The sequence below is a fragment of the Sphingomonas sp. 37zxx genome (assembly GCF_000786205.1).
In the GTDB taxonomy this organism is placed as follows: domain Bacteria; phylum Pseudomonadota; class Alphaproteobacteria; order Sphingomonadales; family Sphingomonadaceae; genus Sphingomonas.
In genome coordinates this window covers 1-24099 of sequence record NZ_JROH01000027.1, presented here as the reverse complement: position 1 = coordinate 24099, position 24099 = coordinate 1, and the positions used below count along the sequence as shown (strand labels likewise).

29 protein-coding genes and 2 tRNA genes are annotated in these 24099 nt (G+C 64.0%); 20 read left to right on the top strand and 11 right to left on the bottom strand.

Annotated elements, in window-relative coordinates; genetic code table 11:
* Window positions 1-34 precede the first annotated feature (34 nt).
* Window positions 35-460 carry an organic hydroperoxide resistance protein gene (locus QU44_RS11555; RefSeq protein ID WP_033922340.1) on the top strand — a complete coding sequence of 142 codons (426 nt, stop codon included), beginning with the start codon at window positions 35-37 and terminating at the stop codon, window positions 458-460.
* A 222-nt stretch (window positions 461-682) separates the two neighbouring features.
* On the opposite strand, the gene QU44_RS11550 is transcribed toward QU44_RS11555, so the two are convergent.
* Both QU44_RS11550 and QU44_RS11545 read right to left on the bottom strand, forming a co-directional pair.
* Window positions 683-1198: a sterol desaturase family protein gene (locus QU44_RS11550; protein WP_033922339.1), complete on the bottom strand. Its 516-nt coding sequence runs from the start codon at window positions 1196-1198 to the stop codon at window positions 683-685.
* Window positions 1195-1977: a fatty acid desaturase gene (locus QU44_RS11545; RefSeq protein ID WP_052134733.1), complete on the bottom strand. Its 783-nt coding sequence runs from the start codon at window positions 1975-1977 to the stop codon at window positions 1195-1197. The genes QU44_RS11550 and QU44_RS11545 overlap by 4 nt, the downstream gene beginning before the upstream one ends.
* Window positions 1978-2505: 528 nt before the next feature.
* Here QU44_RS11545 and leuC point away from each other — a divergent pair.
* The 16 genes from leuC (at window position 2506) to QU44_RS11475 (ending at window position 14442) form a co-directional block, all read left to right on the top strand.
* The gene (gene leuC, locus QU44_RS11540; RefSeq protein ID WP_033922338.1) at window positions 2506-3942 is read left to right on the top strand and encodes a 3-isopropylmalate dehydratase large subunit; all 1437 of its coding nucleotides are present in this window, start codon (window positions 2506-2508) and stop codon (window positions 3940-3942) included.
* 64 nt (window positions 3943-4006) lie between these two features.
* Entirely contained in the window at window positions 4007-4141 is a 135-nt protein-coding gene (locus tag QU44_RS18875) for a hypothetical protein (RefSeq protein WP_269429172.1), read from the top strand.
* Between the two features lie 47 nt (window positions 4142-4188).
* Window positions 4189-4821 (top strand): 3-isopropylmalate dehydratase small subunit, encoded by a 633-nt coding sequence (leuD, locus tag QU44_RS11535; protein ID WP_033922337.1) that lies wholly within the window; start codon window positions 4189-4191, stop codon window positions 4819-4821.
* Complete coding sequence (locus QU44_RS11530) at window positions 4784-5782, top strand: NADPH:quinone oxidoreductase family protein (RefSeq protein ID WP_197054300.1); 999 nt, start codon at window positions 4784-4786, stop codon at window positions 5780-5782. Before leuD ends, QU44_RS11530 begins: the two co-directional genes overlap by 38 nt.
* 51 nt (window positions 5783-5833) lie before the next feature.
* Window positions 5834-6205: a hypothetical protein gene (locus tag QU44_RS18255; protein WP_156141114.1), complete on the top strand. Its 372-nt coding sequence runs from the start codon at window positions 5834-5836 to the stop codon at window positions 6203-6205.
* 164 nt (window positions 6206-6369) lie between these two features.
* Window positions 6370-6693 (top strand): DUF1476 domain-containing protein, encoded by a 324-nt coding sequence (locus QU44_RS11525; RefSeq protein ID WP_033922336.1) that lies wholly within the window; start codon window positions 6370-6372, stop codon window positions 6691-6693.
* Between the two features lie 4 nt (window positions 6694-6697).
* Window positions 6698-6934, top strand: coding sequence for a BolA/IbaG family iron-sulfur metabolism protein (locus QU44_RS11520; protein WP_033922335.1), 237 nt, complete (start codon window positions 6698-6700; stop codon window positions 6932-6934).
* A 5-nt stretch (window positions 6935-6939) separates the two neighbouring features.
* Window positions 6940-7272, top strand: coding sequence for a Grx4 family monothiol glutaredoxin (gene grxD, locus QU44_RS11515; protein ID WP_033922333.1), 333 nt, complete (start codon window positions 6940-6942; stop codon window positions 7270-7272).
* A 335-nt stretch (window positions 7273-7607) separates the two neighbouring features.
* Window positions 7608-7976 carry a BlaI/MecI/CopY family transcriptional regulator gene (locus QU44_RS11510; protein ID WP_033922332.1) on the top strand — a complete coding sequence of 123 codons (369 nt, stop codon included), beginning with the start codon at window positions 7608-7610 and terminating at the stop codon, window positions 7974-7976.
* Window positions 7973-9637, top strand: coding sequence for a M56 family metallopeptidase (locus tag QU44_RS11505; RefSeq protein ID WP_033922330.1), 1665 nt, complete (start codon window positions 7973-7975; stop codon window positions 9635-9637). The genes QU44_RS11510 and QU44_RS11505 overlap by 4 nt, the downstream gene beginning before the upstream one ends.
* Window positions 9638-9719: 82 nt before the next feature.
* Window positions 9720-10574, top strand: a complete 855-nt coding sequence (locus QU44_RS11500) for an MBL fold metallo-hydrolase (RefSeq protein WP_033922373.1) — start codon at window positions 9720-9722, stop codon at window positions 10572-10574.
* Entirely contained in the window at window positions 10559-11278 is a 720-nt protein-coding gene (locus QU44_RS11495; protein WP_033922329.1) for a DUF4230 domain-containing protein, read from the top strand. Before QU44_RS11500 ends, QU44_RS11495 begins: the two co-directional genes overlap by 16 nt.
* A 99-nt stretch (window positions 11279-11377) precedes the next feature.
* A complete protein-coding gene (gene nadA / locus QU44_RS11490) occupies window positions 11378-12388 on the top strand; it encodes a quinolinate synthase NadA (protein ID WP_033922328.1) in 1011 nt (336 codons plus the stop codon).
* Window positions 12381-13232, top strand: a complete 852-nt coding sequence (gene nadC, locus QU44_RS11485) for a carboxylating nicotinate-nucleotide diphosphorylase (RefSeq protein ID WP_231621720.1) — start codon at window positions 12381-12383, stop codon at window positions 13230-13232. The genes nadA and nadC overlap by 8 nt, the downstream gene beginning before the upstream one ends.
* Window positions 13233-13294: 62 nt before the next feature.
* Complete coding sequence (locus QU44_RS11480; protein WP_033922325.1) at window positions 13295-13726, top strand: hypothetical protein; 432 nt, start codon at window positions 13295-13297, stop codon at window positions 13724-13726.
* Window positions 13723-14442 carry a ribonuclease T2 family protein gene (locus tag QU44_RS11475; protein ID WP_033922324.1) on the top strand — a complete coding sequence of 240 codons (720 nt, stop codon included), beginning with the start codon at window positions 13723-13725 and terminating at the stop codon, window positions 14440-14442. The genes QU44_RS11480 and QU44_RS11475 overlap by 4 nt, the downstream gene beginning before the upstream one ends.
* 10 nt (window positions 14443-14452) lie before the next feature.
* Here the strand turns inward: QU44_RS11475 and QU44_RS11470 are convergent, their stop codons facing one another.
* The 9 genes from QU44_RS11470 to aroA all read right to left on the bottom strand — a co-directional run bounded on the left by QU44_RS11470 (window position 14453) and on the right by aroA (window position 22603).
* Window positions 14453-14866, bottom strand: coding sequence for a DUF4112 domain-containing protein (locus QU44_RS11470; RefSeq protein WP_052134731.1), 414 nt, complete (start codon window positions 14864-14866; stop codon window positions 14453-14455).
* A gap of 23 nt (window positions 14867-14889) precedes the next feature.
* Window positions 14890-16380 carry an ABC transporter substrate-binding protein gene (locus tag QU44_RS11465; protein ID WP_081988002.1) on the bottom strand — a complete coding sequence of 497 codons (1491 nt, stop codon included), beginning with the start codon at window positions 16378-16380 and terminating at the stop codon, window positions 14890-14892.
* Window positions 16381-16456: 76 nt separating this feature from the next.
* Window positions 16457-16540, bottom strand: a tRNA-Leu gene (locus tag QU44_RS11460).
* Between the two features lie 95 nt (window positions 16541-16635).
* Window positions 16636-16914 (bottom strand): integration host factor subunit beta, encoded by a 279-nt coding sequence (locus QU44_RS11455; RefSeq protein ID WP_033922322.1) that lies wholly within the window; start codon window positions 16912-16914, stop codon window positions 16636-16638.
* A 203-nt stretch (window positions 16915-17117) separates the two neighbouring features.
* Window positions 17118-18842, bottom strand: coding sequence for a 30S ribosomal protein S1 (gene rpsA / locus QU44_RS11450; protein WP_033922321.1), 1725 nt, complete (start codon window positions 18840-18842; stop codon window positions 17118-17120).
* A 237-nt stretch (window positions 18843-19079) separates the two neighbouring features.
* Complete coding sequence (locus tag QU44_RS11445; RefSeq protein WP_052134730.1) at window positions 19080-19901, bottom strand: sterol desaturase family protein; 822 nt, start codon at window positions 19899-19901, stop codon at window positions 19080-19082.
* A 3-nt stretch (window positions 19902-19904) separates the two neighbouring features.
* Window positions 19905-20537 carry a methyltransferase family protein gene (locus tag QU44_RS17485; RefSeq protein ID WP_081988001.1) on the bottom strand — a complete coding sequence of 211 codons (633 nt, stop codon included), beginning with the start codon at window positions 20535-20537 and terminating at the stop codon, window positions 19905-19907.
* A 43-nt stretch (window positions 20538-20580) separates the two neighbouring features.
* Entirely contained in the window at window positions 20581-21249 is a 669-nt protein-coding gene (cmk, locus tag QU44_RS11435) for a (d)CMP kinase (RefSeq protein WP_052134726.1), read from the bottom strand.
* Between the two features lie 7 nt (window positions 21250-21256).
* Window positions 21257-22603 carry a 3-phosphoshikimate 1-carboxyvinyltransferase gene (aroA, locus tag QU44_RS11430; protein WP_033922320.1) on the bottom strand — a complete coding sequence of 449 codons (1347 nt, stop codon included), beginning with the start codon at window positions 22601-22603 and terminating at the stop codon, window positions 21257-21259.
* Between the two features lie 103 nt (window positions 22604-22706).
* Between aroA and QU44_RS11425 the strand changes: the two genes are divergently transcribed.
* The 3 genes from QU44_RS11425 (at window position 22707) to QU44_RS18250 (ending at window position 23877) form a co-directional block, all read left to right on the top strand.
* Window positions 22707-23021: an FYDLN acid domain-containing protein gene (locus QU44_RS11425; RefSeq protein ID WP_033922319.1), complete on the top strand. Its 315-nt coding sequence runs from the start codon at window positions 22707-22709 to the stop codon at window positions 23019-23021.
* A 118-nt stretch (window positions 23022-23139) separates the two neighbouring features.
* Window positions 23140-23215 (top strand) — tRNA-Ala (locus QU44_RS11420).
* 128 nt (window positions 23216-23343) lie between these two features.
* On the top strand, window positions 23344-23877 hold the full coding sequence (locus QU44_RS18250; protein WP_156141112.1) for a hypothetical protein: 534 nt from the start codon (window positions 23344-23346) through the stop codon (window positions 23875-23877).
* Window positions 23878-24099 lie beyond the last annotated feature (222 nt).

Sequence of the window (24099 nt, the reverse complement as noted above, 5' to 3'; positions counted from 1 at the left end):
TCGCCGAACCAGACAACCATGCAAAGGAACCCCAATGCCAGTCGATGTGATCTACAAGACCAAGGCAACCGCCACCGGCGGGCGCGACGGCGCGGCGCGATCGGACGATGGTTCGGTCGATGTGAAGCTGGTGGTGCCCAAGGAAATGGGCGGACCGGGCGGCGTCGGCGCCAACCCCGAAAAACTGTTCGCCGCTGGCTATTCGGCGTGCTTCCTGGGCGCGATGAAGGCGATGTCGGGCAAGCAGGGCGTGTCGGTCCCCGCCGATGCCACCGTCACCGCCGAAGTGGGTTTCGGGCCGCGATCCGAGGGCGGCTATGGCATCACCGTCGATCTGACGATCACCATGCCCGGCGTCGATCGCGCCGATGCCGAAAAGCTGATGCACGCCGCGCATGAAGTGTGCCCGTATTCGAATGCGACGCGCGGGAATGTCGATGTCGGGCTGACGGTGGCCTGAGCGCGTTAGGGTTAGCGCGGCGTGACTTTACGCTGATCCATCGGTCGGCTCCCCCGTCATTCCCGCGAAGGCGGGAATCCATCTGCCAGTGCAGTGGTTATGGATTCCCGCCTACGCGGGAATGACGAGGAAAATGCGTTGGCATCAAGTCATCATGCGCTAGACCTGCCCGCTCGCCGTTCGTGCTTCGACAGGCTCAGTGCGAACAGAATCTAGGTGGTCCTAATCGACCTCGGCGGGTCGTAGTTTCGCGATGCCCGCCGCCTTTTGCCGCTTGAGTTCGGCCTTTAGCCGCTGCGGATCGGGGGCGATGATGAAGCCGAAGCTGACCCCGCCTTCCTTGCCGATCGTCGCATGGTGCAGCTTGTGCGCCTGCACCAGCCGCTTGGCATAGCCGCGCTTTGGCACCCAGCGGAAGAAGCGCTGATGCACCAGCCCGTCATGGATGAAGGCATAGATCAGCCCGTACACGCTGATGCCGAACCCGGTCCACCATAGCGGATCGGACCAGCCCGCCTGCGGATTGAGATACGCCACGACGAACATCGCGCTGACGAAGCTGCCGAACACCACCGCATAGAGGTCGTTGCGCTCCAGGGTATTATCGTGCGGTTCGTGATGATCGCGGTGCCAGCCCCAGCCCCAGCCGTGCATGATGTATCGGTGCGCGGTCCACGCGAACAGCTCCATGCCGGCGACGGCGGCGAGGACGATGACGATCTTGTCGAACGCGGTCATTGGACAGTTCCACTGCGCAGCGCGGCGCGGCGGCAGGCGGGCAGCCCCCACCACGGCACGCCTGGATTTACATGATGTTCGTGATGATAGCCAAAATGGAAACAGCTCGCCAGACTGGCCAGCGTGCCAAAGCCTTCGCTGCGGGCATTGTGACGATCGACAAAGCCGTGATCGTCGTGCCGGTGGGGGCGGAAAGTGCCGAAATAGAAGAGTTGCAGCGACGACAGGATCGCGGGCAGGCCATAGAGCAGCACGATATTGGTGAGCGGCACCCCGAACACCAGCCAATAGACGTTGACGACGCTGAGGACGTACACGCCCGATTGCCAGCCGAAATAGCGTTTCAGGAAGGTGGTATACCAGCGAACGAAATTACGCGGGTTGGCGGCGTCGAAATCGGGATCATGCTCGCTGCCGGCGTGGCGATGATGGTCCAAATGCGCGTCGCGCATCTTGGTCCAGCCAAAGCCCGCATAGAGCAACAGCAACGCCGCCCCGACGCGCGCGTTCAGCCGGGGCCAGCCGGGCGCGAGCGATCCGTGCATCGCATCATGCGCGACGATGAACATCCCCACCGACAGCCAGCATTGCAGCGCCATCAGCACCACGACCAGCGGCAGCGTGGCGAGTTCGACGCTGAGCCCGAACATCGCGTAGAAATGGACCGCAAGCCAGGTAGCGCAGATCGCCGCCGCCAACGTGGTCCCGATCAACGCCTGATGCGGCGCGGCCCAGCGATGGCGCGCGGTTGGCTCAGAGGATTGGGTCGCGACGTTCATGCGGGTTGCACATAGGCGCTGGCGGCGCGCTTCGATAGTGGGCGTGGGGCGGTAGGGGGGCGTTGCCGCGACGATCCCGCAGTGACGCAAAATTAGTTTGCTAACCGATGCCTGAATGATAGCCTTGCGGAGAGAGCGGGCTGGTAATTTGTGATAGCTGCTCCCCTTTTGGAAGGGGGACCAGTGGGAACCCATTGCAAAAACTACCAGCCCGTTCGTCATCAACCCGTGCGAAGAGTGATGGCAGCTCCCAGGTAACATTCCCAATGGGGACACGTTATCGGGTGTCGCTACCATAGTAGATTGTGCCGAAATCCCCGTACGGGCAAGCGGGTAAATCGTTGCTGCTTCAGATTAGCGCGTTACAGCTGCCGGTGAGCGCGAGGGTAGCTCAAATAGCATGTGCATTCGTTCAACCACGAACTGCGCTCACAAACCCCTTTTCATTCACCCCCTACTCACCCCACCCGCGAAACAATCTGCCACGCGCGCTTGCCCTGGCGCACAAAAACGTTAGAGCGCGGCGGCATGGCCAGTCCGCTAACCATGTACGAAAAGATCTGGGCCGATCATGTCGTCGAACGGCGTGATGACGGCACCTGCCTGATCTATATCGACCGTCACCTCGTCCACGAAGTCACCAGCCCGCAGGCGTTTTCGGGGCTTCGTGCCGCCGGCCGCGCGGTGCGGCGGCCCGAGCTGACGCTGGCGGTGCCCGATCATAATTTGCCCACCACCGCGCGGGTGGGGGCCGATGGCCAGCGGCTGGCGATCGCCGATCCCGCCAGCGCCGAACAGCTTGCCGCGCTGGAGCGCAACGTCGCCGAATTCGGCATCACCTATATCGACGCGATCGAGGCGCGGCAGGGGATCGTGCATGTCGTCGGGCCGGAGCAGGGCTTTACGCTGCCCGGCACGACCCTGGTGTGCGGCGACAGCCATACGTCGGCGCATGGCGCACTGGGGGCGCTGGCGTTCGGGATCGGCACCAGCGAAGTCGAGCATGTGCTCGCGACGCAGACGCTGCTGTTGCAACAGGCCAGGACGATGGAAGTGCGCGTCGACGGCACGCTGGGCTTCGGCGTGTCGGCCAAGGACGTCATCCTGGCGATCATCGGCAAGATCGGCGCGGCTGGCGGCACCGGCCATGTCATCGAATATACCGGCGAAGTCATTCGCGGGCTTTCGATCGAGGGGCGGCTGACGATCAGCAACATGTCGATCGAGGGCGGCGCGCGCGCCGGGCTGATCGCGCCCGACGAGACGACCTTCGCCTATCTGAAAGGGCGGCCGATGGTGCCGCAGGGCGAGGATTGGGAGCGCGCGGTCGCCTATTGGCGGACGCTGCCGAGCGATGCCGGCGCGGTATTCGACAAGACGGTGCTGCTGCATGCCGACGACATCGCGCCGTCGCTGACCTGGGGCACCAGCCCCGAAGATGTCGTGCCGATCACCGGCGTGGTGCCCGCGCCCGAAAGCTTTGCCGATCCGTCGAAACAGGCGGCGGCGCGCAAGTCGCTCGACTATATGGGGCTGACGCCCGGCATGCGGATGCAGGACGTCGCGGTCGAGCATATCTTTATCGGTAGCTGCACCAACAGCCGGATCGAAGATCTGCGTGCCGCCGCCGCCGTCGTGCGCGGGCGCAAAATCGCGGGCGGGATCAAGCAGGCGCTGGTGGTCCCCGGATCGGGATTGGTGAAGCGCCAGGCCGAGGCCGAGGGGCTGGACCGCATCTTTGTCGAGGCGGGCTTTGAATGGCGCGAGCCGGGCTGTTCGATGTGCCTGGCGATGAACCCCGACAAGGTGCCGGCGGGCGAGCGATGTGCATCGACGTCGAACCGAAATTTCGTGGGGCGGCAGGGGCCGGGCGCGCGGACGCATCTGGTGTCGCCGGCGATGGCGGCGGCGGCGGCGATCACCGGCAGGCTTGCCGATGTGCGCGAGCTGATCGCTGCGAATTAATCGGTGCCGCCATCGGCGCGCGCTGCGAAGGCCGGGGTGAAGCCGGCGGAAAAGGGTTGAACATATGCGTCGGGTTTTGGTGTTGTTGGTGGCGGGCACGTTGGTCAGCGGATTGGCGGCGGCTTATGCCGGGACCGCCAAGCGCGGTGCGGCCGCGCCGGTTTCTGCTGCGCCCGATGCGGCGGCGATCGACGCCTGATCGCCGGGTGCGTTCGGCCATCCCTATAGGCAAGAGGTTTGAGTAACATGGAACCGGTGATCAGCGTCGAGGGTCAGGCCTATCCCTATGGTGTAAAGAATGTCGACACCGACATCATCATCCCCGCGCACTGGCTGAAAACCACCAGTCGCGAAGGGCTGGGCAAGGGCGCGTTCGAGACGGTGCGCGCGGTGGCGGGCAATGTGTTCGACGATCCCGCTTATGCGGGCAGCCCGATCCTGATCGCGGGCGATAATTTCGGCTGCGGATCGAGCCGTGAGCACGCCGCCTGGGCGCTGACCGACATGGGGGTGCGGGTGGTGATTGCGCCGAGCTATTCGGACATATTTTCGGGCAACGCGATCAAGAACGGCATCGTGCCCGTCGTGCTGCCGCAGGACGCGATCGACCGGCTGATCGACGTGGCGCGCGAGGGCCAGCCGATCACCGTCGATCTGGAGACGATGACGGTGACGACGAGCTTCCAGGATCGCTTCACCTTTGCGCTCGACCCGTTTCGCCGCCAATGCCTGATGGAAGGGCTGGACGAGATCGGCATTACGCTGGCAAGAGATACCGCGATTTCAAATTACGAGGCGCAGGCAATGATGTCGCGCCCGTGGATCGCGGGAGAGAGCCAAAATGCGGGCATTGCTGTCAAGGGCGCCGGGCGGACCTGAAACTCTGGAACTGGCCGAGCTGCCCGATCCGGTGGCGGGCTTGGGACAGGTCGTGGTCGCGGTAAAGGCGTGTTCGATCAACTTTCCCGATGTGCTGATCATTGAGGATAAATATCAGTTCAAGCCGCAGCGCCCCTTTGCGCCGGGCAGCGAAATCGCCGGGGTGATCGACAGCATCGGCGATGGCGTCGAGGGCTGGGCGGTGGGCGATCGGGTGATCGCGATGACCGGACATGGGGGCTTGAGCGAGAAAGTCGCGGTCGAGGCGGCGCGGCTGTATCGGCTGCCACAGGGGCGAAGCTTCGAGGATGGCGCGGCGCTATTGTTGACCTATGGCACCACCATCCACGCCTTGCTCGATCGCGGGCATCTGAAGCCCGGGCAGACGCTGTTGGTGCTGGGCGCGGCGGGCGGCGTCGGGCTGGCGGCGATCGAGCTTGGCAAGGCGTTCGGCGCGCGGGTGATCGCGGCGGTGTCGTCGCCCGAAAAGGCCGAGGCGGCGGCGCAGGCGGGGGCCGACGAGACATTGGTGTACGAACGCGCGCCGTTCGACAAGGCGCAGTCCAAGGCGCTGGCTGACCAGTTCAAGGCGGCGCTGGGGCCGAACGGGGCCGATGTGATCTATGACCCTGTGGGCGGCGATTATGCCGAGCCCGCGCTTCGTTCGATCGGCTGGGAGGGGCGCTATCTGGTCGTCGGCTTTCCGGCGGGCATCCCCAAATTGCCGCTCAACCTGACGTTGCTCAAAAGCTGCGACGTGTGCGGCGTGTTCTGGGGCGCGTTCGCGGCGCGTGACCCGCAGGCGAATGCCGCGCATGTCGAGCGGCTGTTCGAGCTGTGGGCCAATGGCGCGATTGCGCCGCGCGTCACCCGCACCTTCGCGTTCGAAGACGGCGGGCAGGCGATAGCGGCAATGGCGGCGCGGCAGGCGATCGGCAAGCTGGTGGTGCAGGTGGGATAGACTTGGTATTCGAGTGGCGCAGTATTTATGCAGCTTGCAAGAAAGAACGCTATGCCATTCGTTTCCGATCCAGACGCTTATCGCACATATGATCCGGTCCGCGGGCTTGAGTTGGTGCGTGAAGGCGTGGGTGGGGGGTCTTCCGGGTACATGGCCTTTAAAATCAAAGGTAATGATCGGGAGATCTCGTTTCATGCAATGCTGACTTCGACGAGAAGCGCGTTCGGCGATGCTGATCCGTCCCCAAATGAACAGCCATGTTGGAAGATCTACAGCGGTGGAGCACTTGACTCACCACGATACGCAGAGAGTCGGCATCTCATCGAAGAAGCAATGATCGCGTACCGCTCAAGCTTCGGCGTCGGGCAGCCGCAATGGCAATACTATGTCTATTTCGAGCCTTTCGAGAGCTCTCATGGTTGATCTCACGACCGCCAAGGCTCGTTTGGCCGCGCTTATCGCGAACGGGCGGAAGGCAAGCATCGCGGAGCTGACCGCGCTAGCGGTCCAAAGTGCCGGTGGGCACTAGCGCGGTCGTTTCGGGTATCCTATCTCCCGTTCATACGGCCTGAAGGGAAAGCAAGCACATGACGAATTTCGACGATCGCGATCGGGCATTCGAGGCGAAGTTCGCCCGCGACGGCGAGATGGAGTTCCGCATCACCGCGCGGCGCAACCGGCTGTTGGGCCAATGGGCCGCCGGCCATATGAAGCTGACCCCCGAAGAGACCGACGCCTATGCCAAGGCGGTGGTGCAGGCCGATTTCGAGGAAGCCGGCGATGACGACGTCATCCGCAAGGTGCTGGGCGACCTGACCGCCGCTGGCGTCGAGGTCGAAGAAGCGGCGGTCCGCGAGGCGCTTGCCGCACAGACGATCGAAGCGCGCCGCCAGATGATGGAAGTGCGCTGATCCGATGCCGATGGCCGCGAACGATATCGAAACGCTGATCCGCACCGCGATCCCCGATGCACAGATCACGATCACCGACCTGGCCGGCGACGGCGATCATTATGCCGCGCATGTCGTGGCCGAAAGCTTTCGCGGGCTGCCGCGCGTGCGCCAGCATCAGGCGGTCTATGCCGCACTTGGCGGGAGGATGGGCGGGGTGCTGCACGCACTTCAGCTGACCACCGCAGTCCCCAAGGAGTAATATCGATGACCGACGACATCCACGCTCGCCTGCAAGGGCTGGTCGACGCCAACGACGTCGTGCTGTTCATGAAGGGCAGCCCGCTGTTCCCGCAATGCGGGTTTTCCAGCCGGGCGATCGCGATCCTGGGCCATTTGAGCGTCGCGTTTGAAAGTGTCGACGTGTTGCAGGACCAAGGCGTCCGCCAGGGCATCAAGGCGTTCAGCGACTGGCCGACGATCCCGCAGCTCTACGTCAAGGGCGAGTTCGTCGGCGGATCGGACATCATGATGGAGATGTTCGAAAGCGGTGAATTGCAGCAACTGATGGAAGACAAGGGCGTCGCGCAAGCGGCCTGAACTCTACCCTCGGAAGGGTTTGACCGCCGATCGTGATCCTTGCGGGGTTATGGTCGGCGGTTTTTTGTGCGTCCAGCTTTTGGCCTGGACCGGGTAGGCGGGTCGTCGCTGGAGGGGGGAGGCGACGACCCGCCATTGAAGCGCACTTGCGCGACAGGTACGCTAGTAGCTTTGCAGGGGGCGTGCCAGTTTGGCCAGCGCCGCCTTGGTCGCGGCTCGCGAGCGTTAACCGGGCAATAAACAAACCGGCGGCTGTAAAGCCAGCCGACAGGCCGGGCGGCTGCTTGACTACGGGCGTAATCAGTGTGATTACATGCGTAGTCGAGGAGGTGCGTATGGCCGAGCGAATCAGTGATGCCGAACATGCGGTGATGGAGGTGCTGTGGGACGAAAGCCCGCTCACCGCGCAGGAAGTCGCCGAGCGGATTCCCGCCGATCGCGACTGGAGCGCGAACACCGTCAAGACCCTGCTCGGCCGGCTGCTGGGCAAGCAGGTGATCGCGCATGAGGAAGACGGGCGGCGCTATCTGTACCGTCCGATCGTCGCGCGCCAATCCTATGTCGCTGGTGAATCGCAGCGGATGATCGACCGGCTGTTCGGCGGCCGGCTTAGCCCGCTGGTGGCGCATCTGGCCGAACGCGACGCGCTGACCAATGACGACATTGCCGAGATCGAGGCGTTGCTGAAGGAGCTGAAGCAATGACCGGCTGGATCATCGAGACGCTGGTGGCGACCACGCTGCTCATGGCGCTGGTCCTGCTGCTGCGCGAGCCGGTGCGCCGCGCGTTCGGGCCGAACATCGCCTATCTGCTATGGGCATTGCCGGTATGCCGGATGCTGCTGCCCGCCCTTCCCGGCGCGTCGCAATGGAGCATGGCGCTGCAGCCAACCATTGCCGACGCCGCCACCACGCCGGTCGCCTTTGGCGCGCTGGCGACCGAAGCCGTGCCGCCGGCGGTGATCGAGCAGGGATGGGTTTTCGAGCACGCGCCCCAAATGGCGCTGGTGCCGCCCAGCATCGTCGAGGGCGGTGCGCCGATCCTGCTGGTGCTGGTCGGTATCTGGACGATTGGCGCGATCGGGTTTCTGGGTTTTCATTTGCTGGCGCATTGGCATTTTTGCCGCCGGCTGATGGCGGATGCGGGCGATGCGGTGACGGTTGCGGGCGGCCATGTCCGCATGATCCGATCGCCGATCGCGCATGGTCCGCTGGCCTTTGGCATCTGGCGCAAATATGTCGCGTTTCCCGCCGATTTCGACGAGCGCTATGACGAGTTGGAGCGCGATCTGGCGCTGGCGCACGAGCTTGGCCACCATGCGCGCGGCGATCTGATCGCCAATTGGGTCGCGCTGGCGATGCTGGGGTTTCATTGGTTCAATCCGGTGGCGTGGCGCGCCTATCGCGCCTTTCGCGCTGATCAGGAAATGGCGTGCGACGCATTGGTGCTGAGCGACCGTCATCCGGCGCTGCGCCATGCCTATGGCCGCGCGATCGTCAAATCGGCGCATGGCGGCGCGGTTTCCGCCGCGTGCCACCTGCACAGCGTGAACGAGATCAAGGGGAGGCTGCGGATGTTGACCAAGCATAGCAAGCCGTCGCGGGGGCGGCGGATGATCGGCGCGGCGGGGATCGGTGCGCTGACCCTGGCGGGGCTGGCGCTAACCGCGTCGGGCACCGCCGCCGCCGACGAACTTCGCGCCGGGGTGGAGACGCGGATCGGCATGCCGCTCGACGAGGTCGGTTTGTCGATGCCGGAGATGCCCGAGATGCCGGAAATGCCCGACATGCCCGCGATACCCGCTTCGCCCGAGGCTGTAGCCGCGCCGTTCGACGCGCCATTCCAGCTTGCCGATGTGCCGCTGCCGCCGCCGAGCCCGCCGGTTCCCGTTTTCCCCCCGGTCCCGGCTGAACCCACCGCACCGGTACCGCCAATGCCACCGATCCCGCCCGCGGCTGTGAGCCCGCCCTGGCCGGTAGCGGGGGTGAACAACCAAGTGTATCGCTACACCCGCGACGGCAAGACCAGCGAAATCCGCCGCATCGAGCGTACAAATGGTTCGGAGCGTGAAGTCGAGGTAACCGAAATTCGGGAGGGGCGCTGCGGTGAGGGCACCTCGATCACCAAAGATGTCGTCGAGGGCAACAAGCGGATCGTGACGATCTGTGCCGATCGGGCCAAGATGACGGCCGAGCTGGCTGCGAAGGCGACCCAATCAGCCTGGTTGAGCAAGGCAACTGCGCTATCAAGCCTGAAAATAGCCCGACGTTCGATCGAATCGCAGGAAGGGCTGGGCGATCAACAGCGCCGCAAAGCATTGGCGGGGATCGAAAAAGCGCTGGCGGAGCTGCAGACGCCCGATTGATACCCAAGGGAGTGAGCAGGGGTGGAGGGTGGATGCGCCAACCACCCTTGCGCCCTGGCGCTGGACCGGCCATTTCGGGTGCATGACCCAAGCACCGACCGGCGTGGCCATCACGCTAGCCCCGCTGGTGGCGCGGGTGCTGGCACCCAATCCCTCACCCTTCACCCACACCGGCACGCAGACGCATCTGGTGGGCCGCGAAACACTGGCGGTGATCGATCCCGGTCCCGACGACCCCCGCCACCTTGCCGCATTGCTGGCGGCGATCGATGCGCGGCCCGTCACCGCGATCGTCATCACTCACACCCATCGCGACCACAGCCCGCTTTCGCGCGCGCTAAAGGCGGCGACGGGTGCGCCGATCATCGGCTGTGCGCCGCTGGCGATGGAGGATCTGGGGCCGCGCGCCGATGCCGCGTTCGATTTCGATTACGCCCCCGATCGCGTGCTCGCCGATGGCGAGGCGATTGCGGGTGACGGCTGGACGCTGGAGGCGGTGGCGACGCCGGGGCATACGTCGAACCACCTGGCCTTTGCATTGCCGCAAGCGGAGGCGTTGTTCAGCGGCGATCATGTCATGGGCTGGTCGACCACGATCGTCTCGCCCCCCGATGGCGACATGACGGCGTATATGGCCAGCCTGGAAAAGCTGATGCAGCGCGAGGATCGGGTGTATTATCCGGGGCATGGCGAGGCGATCGACAATCCCCGCCGGCTGGTGCGCGGCATGCTGGGGCATCGCAAGCAGCGCGAGGGGCAGATATTGCGGCTGCTCCACGCGGGCACCGGCGACGTGCCCGCAATGGTCGAGCGGATGTATGCCGGGATCGACCGGCGAATGTGGCCCGCCGCCGAACGATCGGTGCTGGCGCATCTGATCGACCTCGCACGGCGCGGGCTGGCGATCGAGGAGGGGACGTCATGGCGCAGCGTATAGCGACACCCACCGTCCGGCTGCTGGTGATGCTGGCGGCGGCGGCGGTGATCGCGCTGGTCGGCTTCACTTTGTGGGAGCGGTATAACGAACGCTATGTCGTGACCGAGGCCGAGGAGCCCGGCGGGCCGGCGGTGACGCAATTGGTGACGGCGCGGCTGTCGGGGATGAGCCGGCTGAAGGTCGCCGAACTGGCGGGGACGGTGCAGAGCACCGCGTCGGACACGCGCGGCTTTGGTTGGCTGAGGTCGAACCAGATCATCAAGATGCCCTATTCGGTCGATTATTTCGTCGATGTCTCGGCGATCGGACCGGATGATGTGCAATGGAATGCGGAAACGCGCACCTTGGTGGTCGATGCGCCCGACGTGACGGTGGGCAAGCCCAACACCGACGAAGGCGCGCGGACGTTGGTGCGGACCAGCGGGCTGGTGGTGACTCGAACGGCTGCCGAGGAACTGAGCCGCCGCACCTCACAGGCGGCACAGGCGAAAGCTGAATCAGGTGCCAGGTCGCCCGAGCGGATCGCGCAGGCGCGCGAATATGCCAGGCGGTCGGTGGCGGCATTGATGGGTACGCCGCTTGAGGCGCTAGGCTATGGCGGGGCGCGGGTGCTGGTGACCTTTCCGGCCGAGCGTGGCTATCGCGATGGCGAGCGGTGGGACGTTTCGAAGTCGGTCGAGAAGGTGTTGGCGAACCGGCGCTAGGTGGCTGGCACGAGCGGTGCGTGCAGTTGTCGGCCCGTTCGACGGTGGTAAATCACGCGGCCCCTCTCTACATCGCCCCCAAACGGAGGGTTGGAACACATGGACGCACGCAACGGCATCGGCGGCACGCTTGGGGGCGTCGATCTGCTCGCCGAGATCGACCGGCTGCGCAAGGAGCGCAACGCGGTCATCCTGGCGCATTATTATCAGAAGCCCGAGATTCAGGATCTGGCCGATTTCGTCGGCGACAGCCTCGACCTCAGCCGCAAGGCGGCGGATACCGATGCCGATGTCATCGCCTTTTGCGGCGTGCGCTTCATGGCCGAGACCGCCAAGGTGCTGTCCCCGCAAAAAACCGTGATCCTGCCCGATATGGACGCCGGGTGCAGCCTGGAGGATAGCTGCCCGCCCGATCAGTTCGCGGCGTTTCGCGCGCAGCATCCCGATCACATCGCGCTGACCTACATCAACTGTTCGGTCGAGGTGAAGGCGCTGTCCGACATCATCGTCACCTCATCGTCGGCGGAGAAGATTCTCAGCCAGATCCCGATGGACCAGAAGATCATCTTCGGCCCCGACAAGCATCTGGGCGGCTATATCAACCGCAAGATGGGCCGCGACATGCTGTTGTGGCCGGGCGTGTGCATCGTCCATGAAGCGTTCAGCGAAACCGAATTGCTCAAGCTGAAGGCGCAATATCCCGACGCGCCGGTCGCGGCGCATCCCGAATGCCCGCCGCATGTGATCGACCATGCCGATTATGTCGGATCGACCAGCGGCATCCTCGCCTTTGCCGAAAACTTCACCGGCGACACGCTGATCGTTGCGACCGAACCGCACATCATCCACCAGATGGAAAAGGCGGTGCCGCACAAGCGCTTCATCGGCGCGCCGGGGGCCGATGGGAACTGCAACTGCAATATCTGCCCGTATATGGCGCTTAACACCGTCGAGAAGCTTTACGTCGCACTGCGCGACCTGACGCCGCGGATCGAGATCCCCGAGGATATGCGGCTCAAGGCCAAGGTGTCGCTCGACCGGATGCTCGAGATGGCGAGCGGGACGGTGGGGCTGGGCGACCTGGGACCGTTTCGGGTGTCGGGTGCCTGACGGTTTGGCGAACGGCGGCTTCGACCTCGACGCCTTTGTCGCTGCGACGCTGGCGGAGGATCTGGGGCCGGGGGGCGACGTTACATCGGCGGCGGTGATCCCGGCGGCGGCGCGCTTTGCCGGGGTGATGGACAGCCGCGATGCGATCGTCGTCGCCGGGCTGCCGATCGCGGCGGCGTTCTTCCGCGCGCTCGATCCCGATGCGGCGGTCGAAATACTGGTGGGCGAGGGCCAATCGGTCGCGGCGGGCAGCGAATTGATGCGGGTGCATGGCAATGCCCGCGCGCTGCTGACTGCCGAGCGATCGGCGCTCAACACCGTCCAGCATCTGTCGGGAATCGCGACGATGACGCGCGCCTATGTCGATGCGATCGGCGATGGCGGGGCGACATTGCTCGATACGCGCAAGACGATCCCAGGCCTTCGGCTGCTCGAAAAATATGCCACGCGCATGGGCGGCGCGACCAACCACCGCATGGGGCTGTGGGACGCGGCGATGATCAAGGACAATCACGTCGCGGTCGCCGGATCGGTCGAGGCGGCGGTCGAGCGCGCGGTGGCGGCGGGGATCGAGCGGATCATCGTCGAGGTCGACCGGATCGACCAGATCGAGCCTGCGCTGGCAGCGGGGGCGACTCACCTGCTGCTCGACAATATGGGTCCGGCGATGCTGCGCGAGGCCGTCGCGCTGGTGGCGGGGCGAGTGCCGACCGAAGCGTCGGGCGGGGTCAGCCTGGAGACGATCGGCGCGATCGGCGCGACCGGCGTCGATTTCGTCAGCGTCGGGCGGCTGACGCAATCGGCACCGGCGGCGGATATCGGCCTCGATTTCGCGCTCGATTGAAGGCGTTGCATGCCGGCCCGGCTGGGCTATCGTAGCAACGGGGAAACGGGGGGGAATCGGCCATGCGACCAACATCGATCGTGCGCTTCGAGCAAGTGTATCTGGCTGAAGTGCTGCTGGGCGTCATCAACTGGCTGTTGCTGTGGGATACGCTCAACGCCGCTTATGCCAGCGATCCCAATGGGGCGATGCTGGGGCCGGGGTTTCTGATCGGGTCGCTGGTGTTCAGCCTGACGATCTCGCTGCTGCTGTGGTTCTTCACCGCGCGGCAGGGCAGCAATATCGCGCGCTGGATCCTGGTGATCTTCCTGATCGTCGGGCTGATGTCGACGGCATATTCCTTTGCGGTGGGCGCTGAGGCCCCTGGGATTTCCGGGTTCCTGAGCGTGGTGGCGACTGCGTTGCAGATCGCGGCGCTGTATTTCCTGTTCCGCCCCGATGCGCGGGCATGGTTCGCCGATGGCGAGGAAATCAGCGCGGACACGTTCGAATGACCGCGCGGCCCGTGCGCCTCGGGCTCGCCGCGCTTGCATTGGCAGCGCCGATGCCAGCACTCGCGCAAGCCTATCGCTGTGCGATCCCCGCCGGCGACATCGCGCGGCCACGCCCCGACGGCCCCAGCGCGCGCGAACCGCGCCGGGTGGTGCCGATCGGCAGCTATACGCTGGCGCTGAGCTGGAGCCCGCAATATTGCCGCGAGAATGGCACCCAGGCTTCGGCAAAGATGCAGTGCGGCGGCGGCAACCGGTTTGGCTTCACGCTGCACGGCCTGTGGCCCGACGGGCAGGGCACGCAATGGCCGCAATATTGCCAGCCGGCGGCCTTGCTCGATCAGCGGGTGATCGAGCGCAATCTGTGCACGACGCCTTCGGTGCAATTGTTGCAGCATGAATATGCCAAGCACGGCACCTGCATGAATATCGCGCCGGCGGCCTATTTCGATCGCGCCAGCGGCCTGTATGCGCGGATTCGCTATCCCGACATGGATGCGCTGTCGCGGCGGAAGAAGCTGACGACGGGCCAGTTCGCGCAGGCTGTGGCGCGCGCCAATCCCGGCATGACTGCAGCGATGGTAAAGGTCACTGCCGACCGGCAGGGTTGGCTCGATGAACTATGGGTCTGTCTCGATACCAAGTTCCAGTATCGCGCCTGCCCGCGTGCGGGGCGTGCCGCCAATCTGCCGCTGAAGATCTGGCGCGGGCCGCGCTGACGCTCGCGACTTATCCCTGGATCACCACCGTCGCGGGGTGATGCTTGTCGAGATGCTTGCGGATGATCCGCAGGTTGCGCGTGTTCGATCGAAAGAAGAAATCGGGAATGATGCCGATGCCCGGAACCAACCCGAACAGCCAGTCGACGCCGACATTGCCAGCCATGCGGGTCATCGCAAGCTTGCCCATGCCAAGGTTGCGCGCTTCCCAGATCATATAGGCGCCAAAGGCCGCGCCGATGAAGCTGCCGCCCACCGGCAGCAGCCCAAGCATGGCATCGATGCCGATCGGGCGGTTGATGCCGGGGATCACGAACATGCGTTCCAGCGCCTGTTCGAGTACCTCGACCCGCTGCCGCACCGATGCGGCATCGACACCGATCGGCAGATTGCCGCCCATCTTTGCAAAAGGACCGGATTTCATTGGGGTGGGCTTTACCATCGCCTTTAGGTGGGATTACCGCGCAGGTGATTCAACGGGTGCGCCGCGCGCGCGTTTTCGCGCCATTCGCGCAGGCGCAGCGCCACCAGCGACCAGCGGATCGGGCGCGCGATCGGGATGAAGGCGACGTCGGCGGCAAGCGCGGCATCGGCCTCGGCAATGCGTAGCCGCCGCGTGAGTAGATCGGGCGCGTCGCGGGCCGCCAGGATGATGCGCGCGACATCGGCGGCGCAGGGCTGGCAGGCGGTGACCAGATACCAACGACCGCTGTCATAGGGGGCCAACCGATCGATCAGGCGAAGATCGGCGGCATCGCGCGCGCTCACGCGCTCGGGCCGGATGCCGACCGCCGCCAGCGATGCGCCGACATGCGCCCAGATCAGCGTGCCGCCGGGACTGTCGGGCAGCGCGATCCGCAGCGTCGGCGCCGGATCGTCATTGTCGCGCCGCCATTGCTGGACGCGAAGCGTCGCCGCGTCGCGGCGCGCGGCAAGGTCTGCGGTGGCCCAGCCGGGCTGCGCGGGTGGCCGGCCTGAATCGAACTGTTCGGGCAACAGGCTTTCGGCAATCGGCCAGTTCGGCAGAAACGCGGCGGTCAGCGCGCGGCGATCGAGCGCCATCGCCACGGCTTCGCGATTGGCGGCGGTGGCGAGGAAGCCTGATCGCGAGACGACCGACAGGCCGAACAACCCATAAGCGAAATCGACCTTGCGATTAGTCGGCGCGACCGTCGAATGTTCGAGCAGGGGCCAGTCGCGATAGGTGCCGCCCGCGACCAGATCGGACTGGCGTGCCCCGAAGCGCGCAATCGCCGTCGCCGCCCGCTCGGCGCGCAGCCGGATATATTCGGCGGGGTCGGGCTCCTCGAACTCGCTCTCGGCAAGGCGCGAAGGGTCAAAGGCGGGGCGAAGCAGGATGCCGTCGGGGCCGCGCGATTGCACCCGGAATGGTCCCGAGCCACCCAGTCGGCGCGATTCGAAAATCGCCATTTCGGGCTGCGCGAACAGCATCAGCATGTCGGGGCGCGGGGTGCTGAGGCGGACTTCGATGACGGTCGGGGTCATTTCGACGATTTCTTCGATCGCGCTGACGAACGGGCGCAGGCGATTGCGCCCGCCGCGCCGCACCGCCCGGCGAAGCGCGGTCACCACTTGCCGCGCGGTGACTTCGGTGCCGTTGGCCCATTCGGCGTCGGCGAGGCGAAAGATATAGCTTTTGCCGTCCTCGATCACCGTCCAGCGTGCCGCCAGGCCCGGTTCGATCCGGCCATTGGCATCGAAGCGGACCAGCCCCTGTGCGGTGGCACCCAGCAAGGCGGCAGTCGGCCCGACTCGGCCGCGCGATGCATTGCCCGCGGGTTCGTTGATCACGCTGACCACCACGGGCACGTCATCGGGGCGACGTTGGCACCCGGCAAGCGTCAGTGCAGCCGCGACGAGGCAGACCGGCAGGTGGGCGGGGAGGCAGCGGGGCAGGCGGGCGGACAGGCGGTTCATGGCGTTCCCGACGAGGAGAGACCCCGTCTATGGCTCGCGACACACGATGCCAACCCCTGGCCGACTCGGGGTTTGCTGGTGCGGACGGTGGGACTCGAACCCACACTGATTGCTCAAGCGGATTTTAAGTCCGCTGCGTCTACCATTTCGCCACGTCCGCCGGGCAAACACGCCCTAGCGCGGCAACATGGCCTGCGTCGAGATGGTCTGTGCATCCAGCATGTCGGCGAATCGCGATCGCGATGCGCGCGCGGCTCACATATTGAGGCGGAGGCGCATTTCCTTGCCGGGTTTGAAATAGGGGACGCGCTTGGCATCGACCGCGACGGTTTCGCCGGTGCGCGGATTGCGACCGTTGCGCGCATCGCGGGCGCGGGTGCTGAATGCCCCGAAGCCGCGCAACTCCACGCGACCATCAGTCGACAGGCGCTGGACGATCTCATCGAAGAAAACGTTCACGATATGCTCGACGTCGCGAACCGACAGCTCTGGGTTGTCGTGGACCAGCAGCTGGACGAGTTCGGAACGGATCATGACTTAGTTCTCCGGGGCGGCGTGACTGCCAAGTCACCTGTTGCAACGTCGCTCCGCCGGCCCTTGTGTAACGCCAGTCATACTCCCGATAATTGATCTGAATCAATCCGTAGGAACCCTGAGGCATGCTGCTGCCAAGCTACGCCGCGGAAACGAAAAAGGCGGGGCTTTCACCCCGCCTTTCGTCGTTATTTGGGTATTGCTTACTTCTTCTCGTTACGAGCCTTCAGCGCCTCGCCAAGAATGTCGCCGAGCGATGCGCCCGAGTCGGACGAACCGTACTGCGCGACAGCCTGCTTCTCTTCGGAGATCTGCATCGCCTTGATCGAGAAGGTTGGCTTCTTCGAACGATCGAAGCCGGTGACCATCGCGTCGAACTTCTGGCCAACCTGGAAGCGCTCGGGGCGCTGCTCGTCGCGGTCGCGGCCAAGATCGGTGCGCTTGATGAAGCCGGTGGCACCATCATCGCCGGTCTGTACTTCAAGACCCGCATCGCGGACTTCGAGCACGGTGACCGTGACGATCTCGTTCTTGTTGACGCGCGAACCGGTGCCGCCAGTAACTTCACCGCCGGTCGCGACCGAAGGCGCACCACGCTCGAGCTGCTTCATGCCGAGCGAGATACGCTCCTTGTCAGGCTCGATCGCCAGCACGATCGCCTGGACGGTCTCGCCCTTGCGATGCAGGTTGAGTGCGTCCTCGCCCGAAATACCCCAGGCGATGTCGGACATGTGGACCATGCCGTCGACATCGTTGTCGAGGCCGATGAACAGGCCGAATTCGGTGGCGTTCTTGACTTCGCCCTCGACCTGGCTGCCCACGGGATGATCTTCGGCGAACTTGTCCCAAGGATTGGCTTGTGCCTGCTTGAGGCCCAGCGAGATGCGACGCTTCTCCTGGTCGACCTCGAGCACCATGACGTCGACTTCCTGGCTGGTCGATACGATCTTGCCAGGGTGCACGTTCTTCTTGGTCCAGCTCATTTCGCTGACATGGACCAGGCCCTCGATGCCGGCTTCCAGCTCGACGAACGCACCATATTCGGTGATGTTCGTGACGCGGCCCGAAAGCTTCGCGCCGACCGGATATTTGACCGATGCGCCATCCCAGGGATCGCTCTCGAGCTGCTTCATGCCAAGCGAGATACGCTGGGTGTCGCGGTTGATGCGGATGATCTGCACCTTCACCGTGTCGCCGATGTTCAGCATCTCGCTCGGGTGACCGACGCGCTTGTAGCTGAGATCGGTGACATGGAGCAGGCCGTCAATGCCGCCCAGGTCGACGAACGCACCGTAATCGGTGATGTTCTTGACGATGCCGTCGATGATCTGGCCCTCGGCCAGGCTCAGGATCAGGCCGCTGCGCTGCTCGGCGCGCGTCTCTTCGAGGACGGCGCGGCGCGACACGACGATGTTGCCGCGCTTGCGGTCCATCTTCAGGATCTGGAACGGCTGCGGAATGTCCATCAGCGGGGTGACGTCGCGCACGGGGCGGATATCGACCTGCGAGCCGGGCAGGAATGCGACGGCGCCGCTGAGGTCGACGGTGAAGCCGCCCTTGACGCGGCCGAAGATCACGCCTTCGACGCGCGCGGTCTTGGCGAACTCGGTTTCCAGCGTGTCCCATGCGGCTTCGCGGCGGGCGCGGTCGCGCGACAGCATCGCTTCGCCATTGGCGTTCTCGACGCGGTCGACATAGACCTGCACTTCGTCACCGACCTTCAGATCGGCCTTCTGGCCCGGCGCTGCGAATTCGCGCAGCGGCACGCGGCCTTCGCTCTTCAGGCCGACATCGATGACCGCCAGGTCATTTTCGATGCCAGTGACGGTGCCGATAACGACTCGGCCTTCGAAGCTTTCCGAAGCGCCGAACATATCGTCCAGCATTGCAGCGAAATCGTCACGGGTAGGGTTGGGCTGGGTTGCCATAAAGGATCAGGTTCCTGTGTCGTTCATTTCCGGCCAGCCGGTTTTTCCGGCGGTCTTTCGGCCGATGTGCCGCAGCAGCCGAATGCTGGATGCGACGTCCAGCAGAAGCGGGCCACCGAAGGAGTATCGCGTTTTGAACGCGATAATGGCGCGAAAGATAAATCCTCGCGCCGCCCCGTCTTAAGCACCCGCTTGTCGGACCGTGCGCGCATAGCGCTCCATGCCGCCAGAAGCAAGCTAGCAGCGTTCGGGAGTGGCTGCTGCCAACGTCGACGTTTCGCGGCCTTGGTCTTTGGTTGATGCGGTCGACGTAAACGGTGCGAGCAACTGGCCGACATAGTCGCGGGGCAAGGGATCACTCACGCCATAACGATCCGGCAAGTTTGGTGGCACGTAAGCCGTGCGAAACAGGCGATCCCAAATCAGCGTCTGCCCCCCGAAATTACGGTCATGCGCCTCGATCTGATCGGCGTGATGCCAATGGTGAAAGTGTGGAGTGGCTATCAGACGGTCGAGTGGCCCCAGGCTGATCCGAACGTTGGAATGAAGCAGCAACGAATGCCAGCGATATAGCAGCGCATACAGCAGCAACGGTTCGCCGCCAAAGCCAAGCGCGATGCCCGGCAAGGCGATCAGCGAAGCGTTGAGTATCTGATCGACCGGGTGAACCCGAAACGACGCCAACCAATCCAACTGTTCGCTGGAATGATGCACCGCGTGAAAGCGCCATAGCCAGGGCACGGCATGGACAAGGCGGTGGCCGACGTAAAAGCACAGGTCCGAAAGCACGAACAATTCGATAAATTGCAGCCAGTCGGGTTGTGAGCGAATCGTCGCCCCGATTGCTACGGGGGCCAGATGGGCAGTCGCCATGCCGATCCCTGCAACACTCGTGGCAAATCCAGCGCGGATCAGAAAACCCGATAGCAGAACATGCAGCAAATCGGTCGCCAATCCGGGACGTCGCAGCGCCTTGTCGCGATGCATCGGAACCAGGACTTCGAGCGGTATGAACAGCAGCGCGGTAAACGCCAGGAGCAAAAGCGCGTCGGCAAGCATCGATCAATAAACGCCGGGCAGTAGTCGATAGCGAACATGCTGAGCGTGCAGCCGATACGCAGGATCAGCGCCCAACAGGCGTTCTTCCGCCGTGATCCGCACCAATTGAAGGATGCTCCACAGGCACACGACGGCGGCGTTCCAGATCGTCGCATTCATCGCCAACATACCAAAATAGATAAGGAAATAGCCAAGGTACATCGGATGCCGCACCAGCCCATAGGCACCGCGCGTTTTTAAACCCCGATTGGCGGCAACGATCCCGAAGCTTCTCCGCAATTGCACCTTTGCCAGGATGCTGATCGCGAGGCCGCTCAACATCACCACTGGTGCTACCGCTGCCACAACGGGACCGGCCGGCGAATCGCTGGGCGTCATCATCATGCCGATAAAGGATCCGCCAAAAGCTGCCGCCCAATCCAAAGGCGCGATGCTGATCTGGTTGGTCGATCGGCGGCACAGCACCATGATCATCACGAGCCCTTCGGCAACCAAATAGACAAGGTTGAACTTGTTGTCCGAAAGGCTGTCGATAAAACGATATAACAGAAACACATAAATCGCCGCGAGGGCAATCCGCTCGACCCTGTCCAGTCGTCTTAGTCCGGCTTGCGAGAACGTTGCGATGTGCGCCATTATACCCCCGCAGCCCACATATAAGCTTCGCCGGAAAGAAAGGTTAACGCGGCGCGGGCAATCCTTTTGGGGCTGCTAAATCGGCATTTTTTTTGGCTATCCGGGCATCGGCCAGCGCGATCGCGCGCTGGACCGCAGCGTCGATCGACAGGAAGCTGGTGTCGAGCAGTGCGGCGTCGGCGGCCTGGCGCATCGGCGCTTCGGTGCGGCGGGCGTCGCGATCGTCGCGGGCGCGGATGTCGCCCAGCACCTTGTCGAGGCTGACATTGCTGCCGTTGGCGCGCAATTCGGCGTGGCGGCGCTGGGCGCGGATCATCGGCGTTGCCTTGACGAACAATTTCACCTCGGCATCGGGCGCGATGATCGTGCCGATGTCGCGACCGTCGAGCACCGCCCCGCCGGGCTGCTGGGCAAAGCGCCGCTGCCGCTGCAACAGCGCGGCGCGCACCAGCGGGTGTGCCGATACCACCGATGCCAGCTTCCCCGCTTCATCGGTGCGAAGTGCCGGATCGTCGAGCAGCCGATCGTTGAAATCGCACACCGCGACCACATCGGCCTCGCGCGTGGGATCCAGCCCTTCGGCCATCACCCGCTGTGCCACGGCGCGGTACAGCAGCCCGGTATCGAGATGCGGCAGCCCGAAATGCCGCGACAGCGCGCGGGCGATCGTGCCTTTTCCCGAAGCGGCGGGTCCATCGACGGCGATAATCATGCTTGGGTCAATCGGTTGCGCGGGTGAGGGCGTCAAGCGTTTCGAAAAAGGCGGGATAGCTGGTGGCGACCGGATTGGCATCGTCGATGCTGACCGCCGCGCGCGCGACAAGTCCTGCCACCGTCATGCTCATCGCGATACGGTGATCGAGTTTCGAGGCGATCTGCGCCCCGCCCGGCAGGCCCCCCTTCAGCGCCGTGCCGCCCGAACCTTCGATCGACAGCCCATCGTCATGCTCGGTCAGCGATACGCCGATCGCGGTAAGCGCCGCCGCCATCGTCGCGATCCGATCCGATTCCTTGACCCGCAGTTCATGCGCCCCGCGCGCGGTTGTGCGCCCGGTGGCGCAGGCGGCGGCAACGAACAGGATGGGATATTCGTCGATCATGCTCGGCGCGACGTCCGCCGGCACCTCGATCGCGGTCAGCGGCGCGTGGCGCACCACCAGATCGGCCACCGGTTCGCCGCCCACAGTGCGCGCGTTGGTTTCGCTGATGTCGGCGCCCATCATCCGCAGCACCTGGAGCAAGCCGGTGCGCGTGGGGTTCATACAGGCATTGCGGATCGTGATCGCCGATCCGGGCACGATCGACCCCGCGACCAGCCAGAACGCCGCCGATGAAGGATCGCCGGGCACCTGAATATCTTGCGGCTGCAATTCGGCCTCGCCGCGAATCGAGATGATTCGCCCGTTCGGGCCTTCCTCGACGGTCAGCTCCGCCCCGAAGCCTGCCAGCATCCGCTCGCTATGGTCGCGCGTCGGCACCGGCTCGATCACGCGGGTGATTCCCGGCGTGTTCAGCCCCGCCAGCAGCACCGCCGACTTCACCTGTGCCGATGCGACGGGCAAAACATATTCGACCGGCACGGCGGGCGCGACGCCGCGCAGCATCAGCGGCAGGCGGCCGCCGGGCGATGCGGTGATGTCGGCCCCCATCTGCGTCAGCGGTTCGATCACCCGCCCCATCGGCCGCGACGAAAGCGAGGCATCGCCGATGAAGGTCGCGGTGATCGGATGGCTGGCGACCAGCCCCATCAGCAGCCGGGTCGAAGTGCCCGAATTACCCATGTCGAGCGCTTGCGCTGGTTGCAGCAATCCGCCGACGCCGACGCCGTCGACGTGCCACACCCCGTCCGAATCGCGTTCGATCGTCGCGCCCATCGCGCGCATCGCCGCTGCCGTCGCCAGCACATCCTCACCCTCGAGCAGCCCCACGATCCGGCTGCGGCCGACCGCCAATGATGCGAACATCAGCGCGCGGTGGCTGATGGATTTATCGCCGGGCAGCACGACCTCGCCCAAAAGCGGGCCGCGCGCGACGACGGAAACGGGCAGGGGGATGGCATGCGACATAGCGGCGGGCTTTTGACAGCGCGGTTATGCTATGGCAAGGCGCGCTCCACTTTGCGGAAGGTACTCTTCCGAAATCAAACATCTCTGAAAGGCGACTTGCGGCATGGTTAAGCCGGAATGGGGCACAAAGCGGGCCTGTCCGAAATGCGGAACGCGTTTCTATGATCTTGGCAAGGAAGACCCGGTCAGCTGCATCGCATGCGGCGTGACCTGGAACCCTGAGCCGATCCTGAAGTCGAAGCAGCCCTTGCCGTTCGAAGCGGCCAAGGCCGCGCCGATGAAGGAAAAGGACGAGGATTCGGATCTGGGCGAAGACCTGGACGTCGAGGACGACGACACCCCCGCCGACGACGATGTCGATCTGGGTGGCGACGAGGATCTGGGTGTCGAGACGCCTTCGGACGAGCACGAAACCTGATGCTTTGTCCCCGCCCCGGTCGGTTCGATCGGGGCGGGGAAGTTTTCTTTGGCAAGCGCAAAACGCCGCTTGCCAAAGCATCGCGGCCCGCCTAGTTGAGCCGCCTTCCCGACGTTGTGGGGCCGTAGCTCAGCTGGGAGAGCGTTCGCATGGCATGCGAAAGGTCAGGGGTTCGATCCCCCTCGGCTCCACCATAACGTCGATGCCGCTGATAGAGCGGCGGAGTTTTTCCGAACTGGAAGCACTACCTGACACACTCATTGCTTGCAGCACGCTTGTGTATGCTCAATTGTAGGCAATTGAGAAAAGCGGGGTTTGAACGATGCTTGGCTGGGCGCGTGACGCTGTGAAGAAGTCGAAGGCTGCGGCGATTATTCAGACCATGTTTGAATGTTTGCCCATTCCGTGGATACTACCTTTAACTCGCGCGAAGTTAGCAAACGCATTGGTAGAACGCGCATGGTATCGTGAAGCGGACCTAATAAATGGGAAATTGTATCCGTCACCGCATGCCGTGTCTGTAGCAGCGATTTCGCTGGCCAATGGTTTGTCCGACCAAGGCTCGTCTGTTACCTCGCTGTTCTGCCAAGGTGCCCTCGGACGGTTGCTAGCGGACGTAACGCAGAATCGATGGCCACACCCCCTGAACGGCGCCGACTTGTTGTTGCTGGAGGCCGCCGCGATACAATTCATGAACTTTGAGTTAGATGAAGATACAGGCGAGAATGTCAATTCTGACATGTCTGCTGATGTTACGTCGAAGCAAGATTTGAGTTCAATACGAACCATGTCAGATACTGAGTTGGCCAATAGGTCATTGCGATTGGCAGAGCGATTAAAGGCAATAAGCCATTAATCTATGGCCTAAGCCACAATACATAAAATCTGTATCGAGGACGGTTTTGGCAAGTCATTTTTGGATTTGCTTACATTTTGCCCACCCACTTTTTTGAATGGCGCTATTGCACAGGGAATGCAGTCGGTGGGCTAAAAGCTACGAGTTGTCGCTTTCATTCCCGACGATCGAGCCCCCCTCACAACACCCGCACCCGAACCGCGGTGTCCGGCGCGTCGTGCA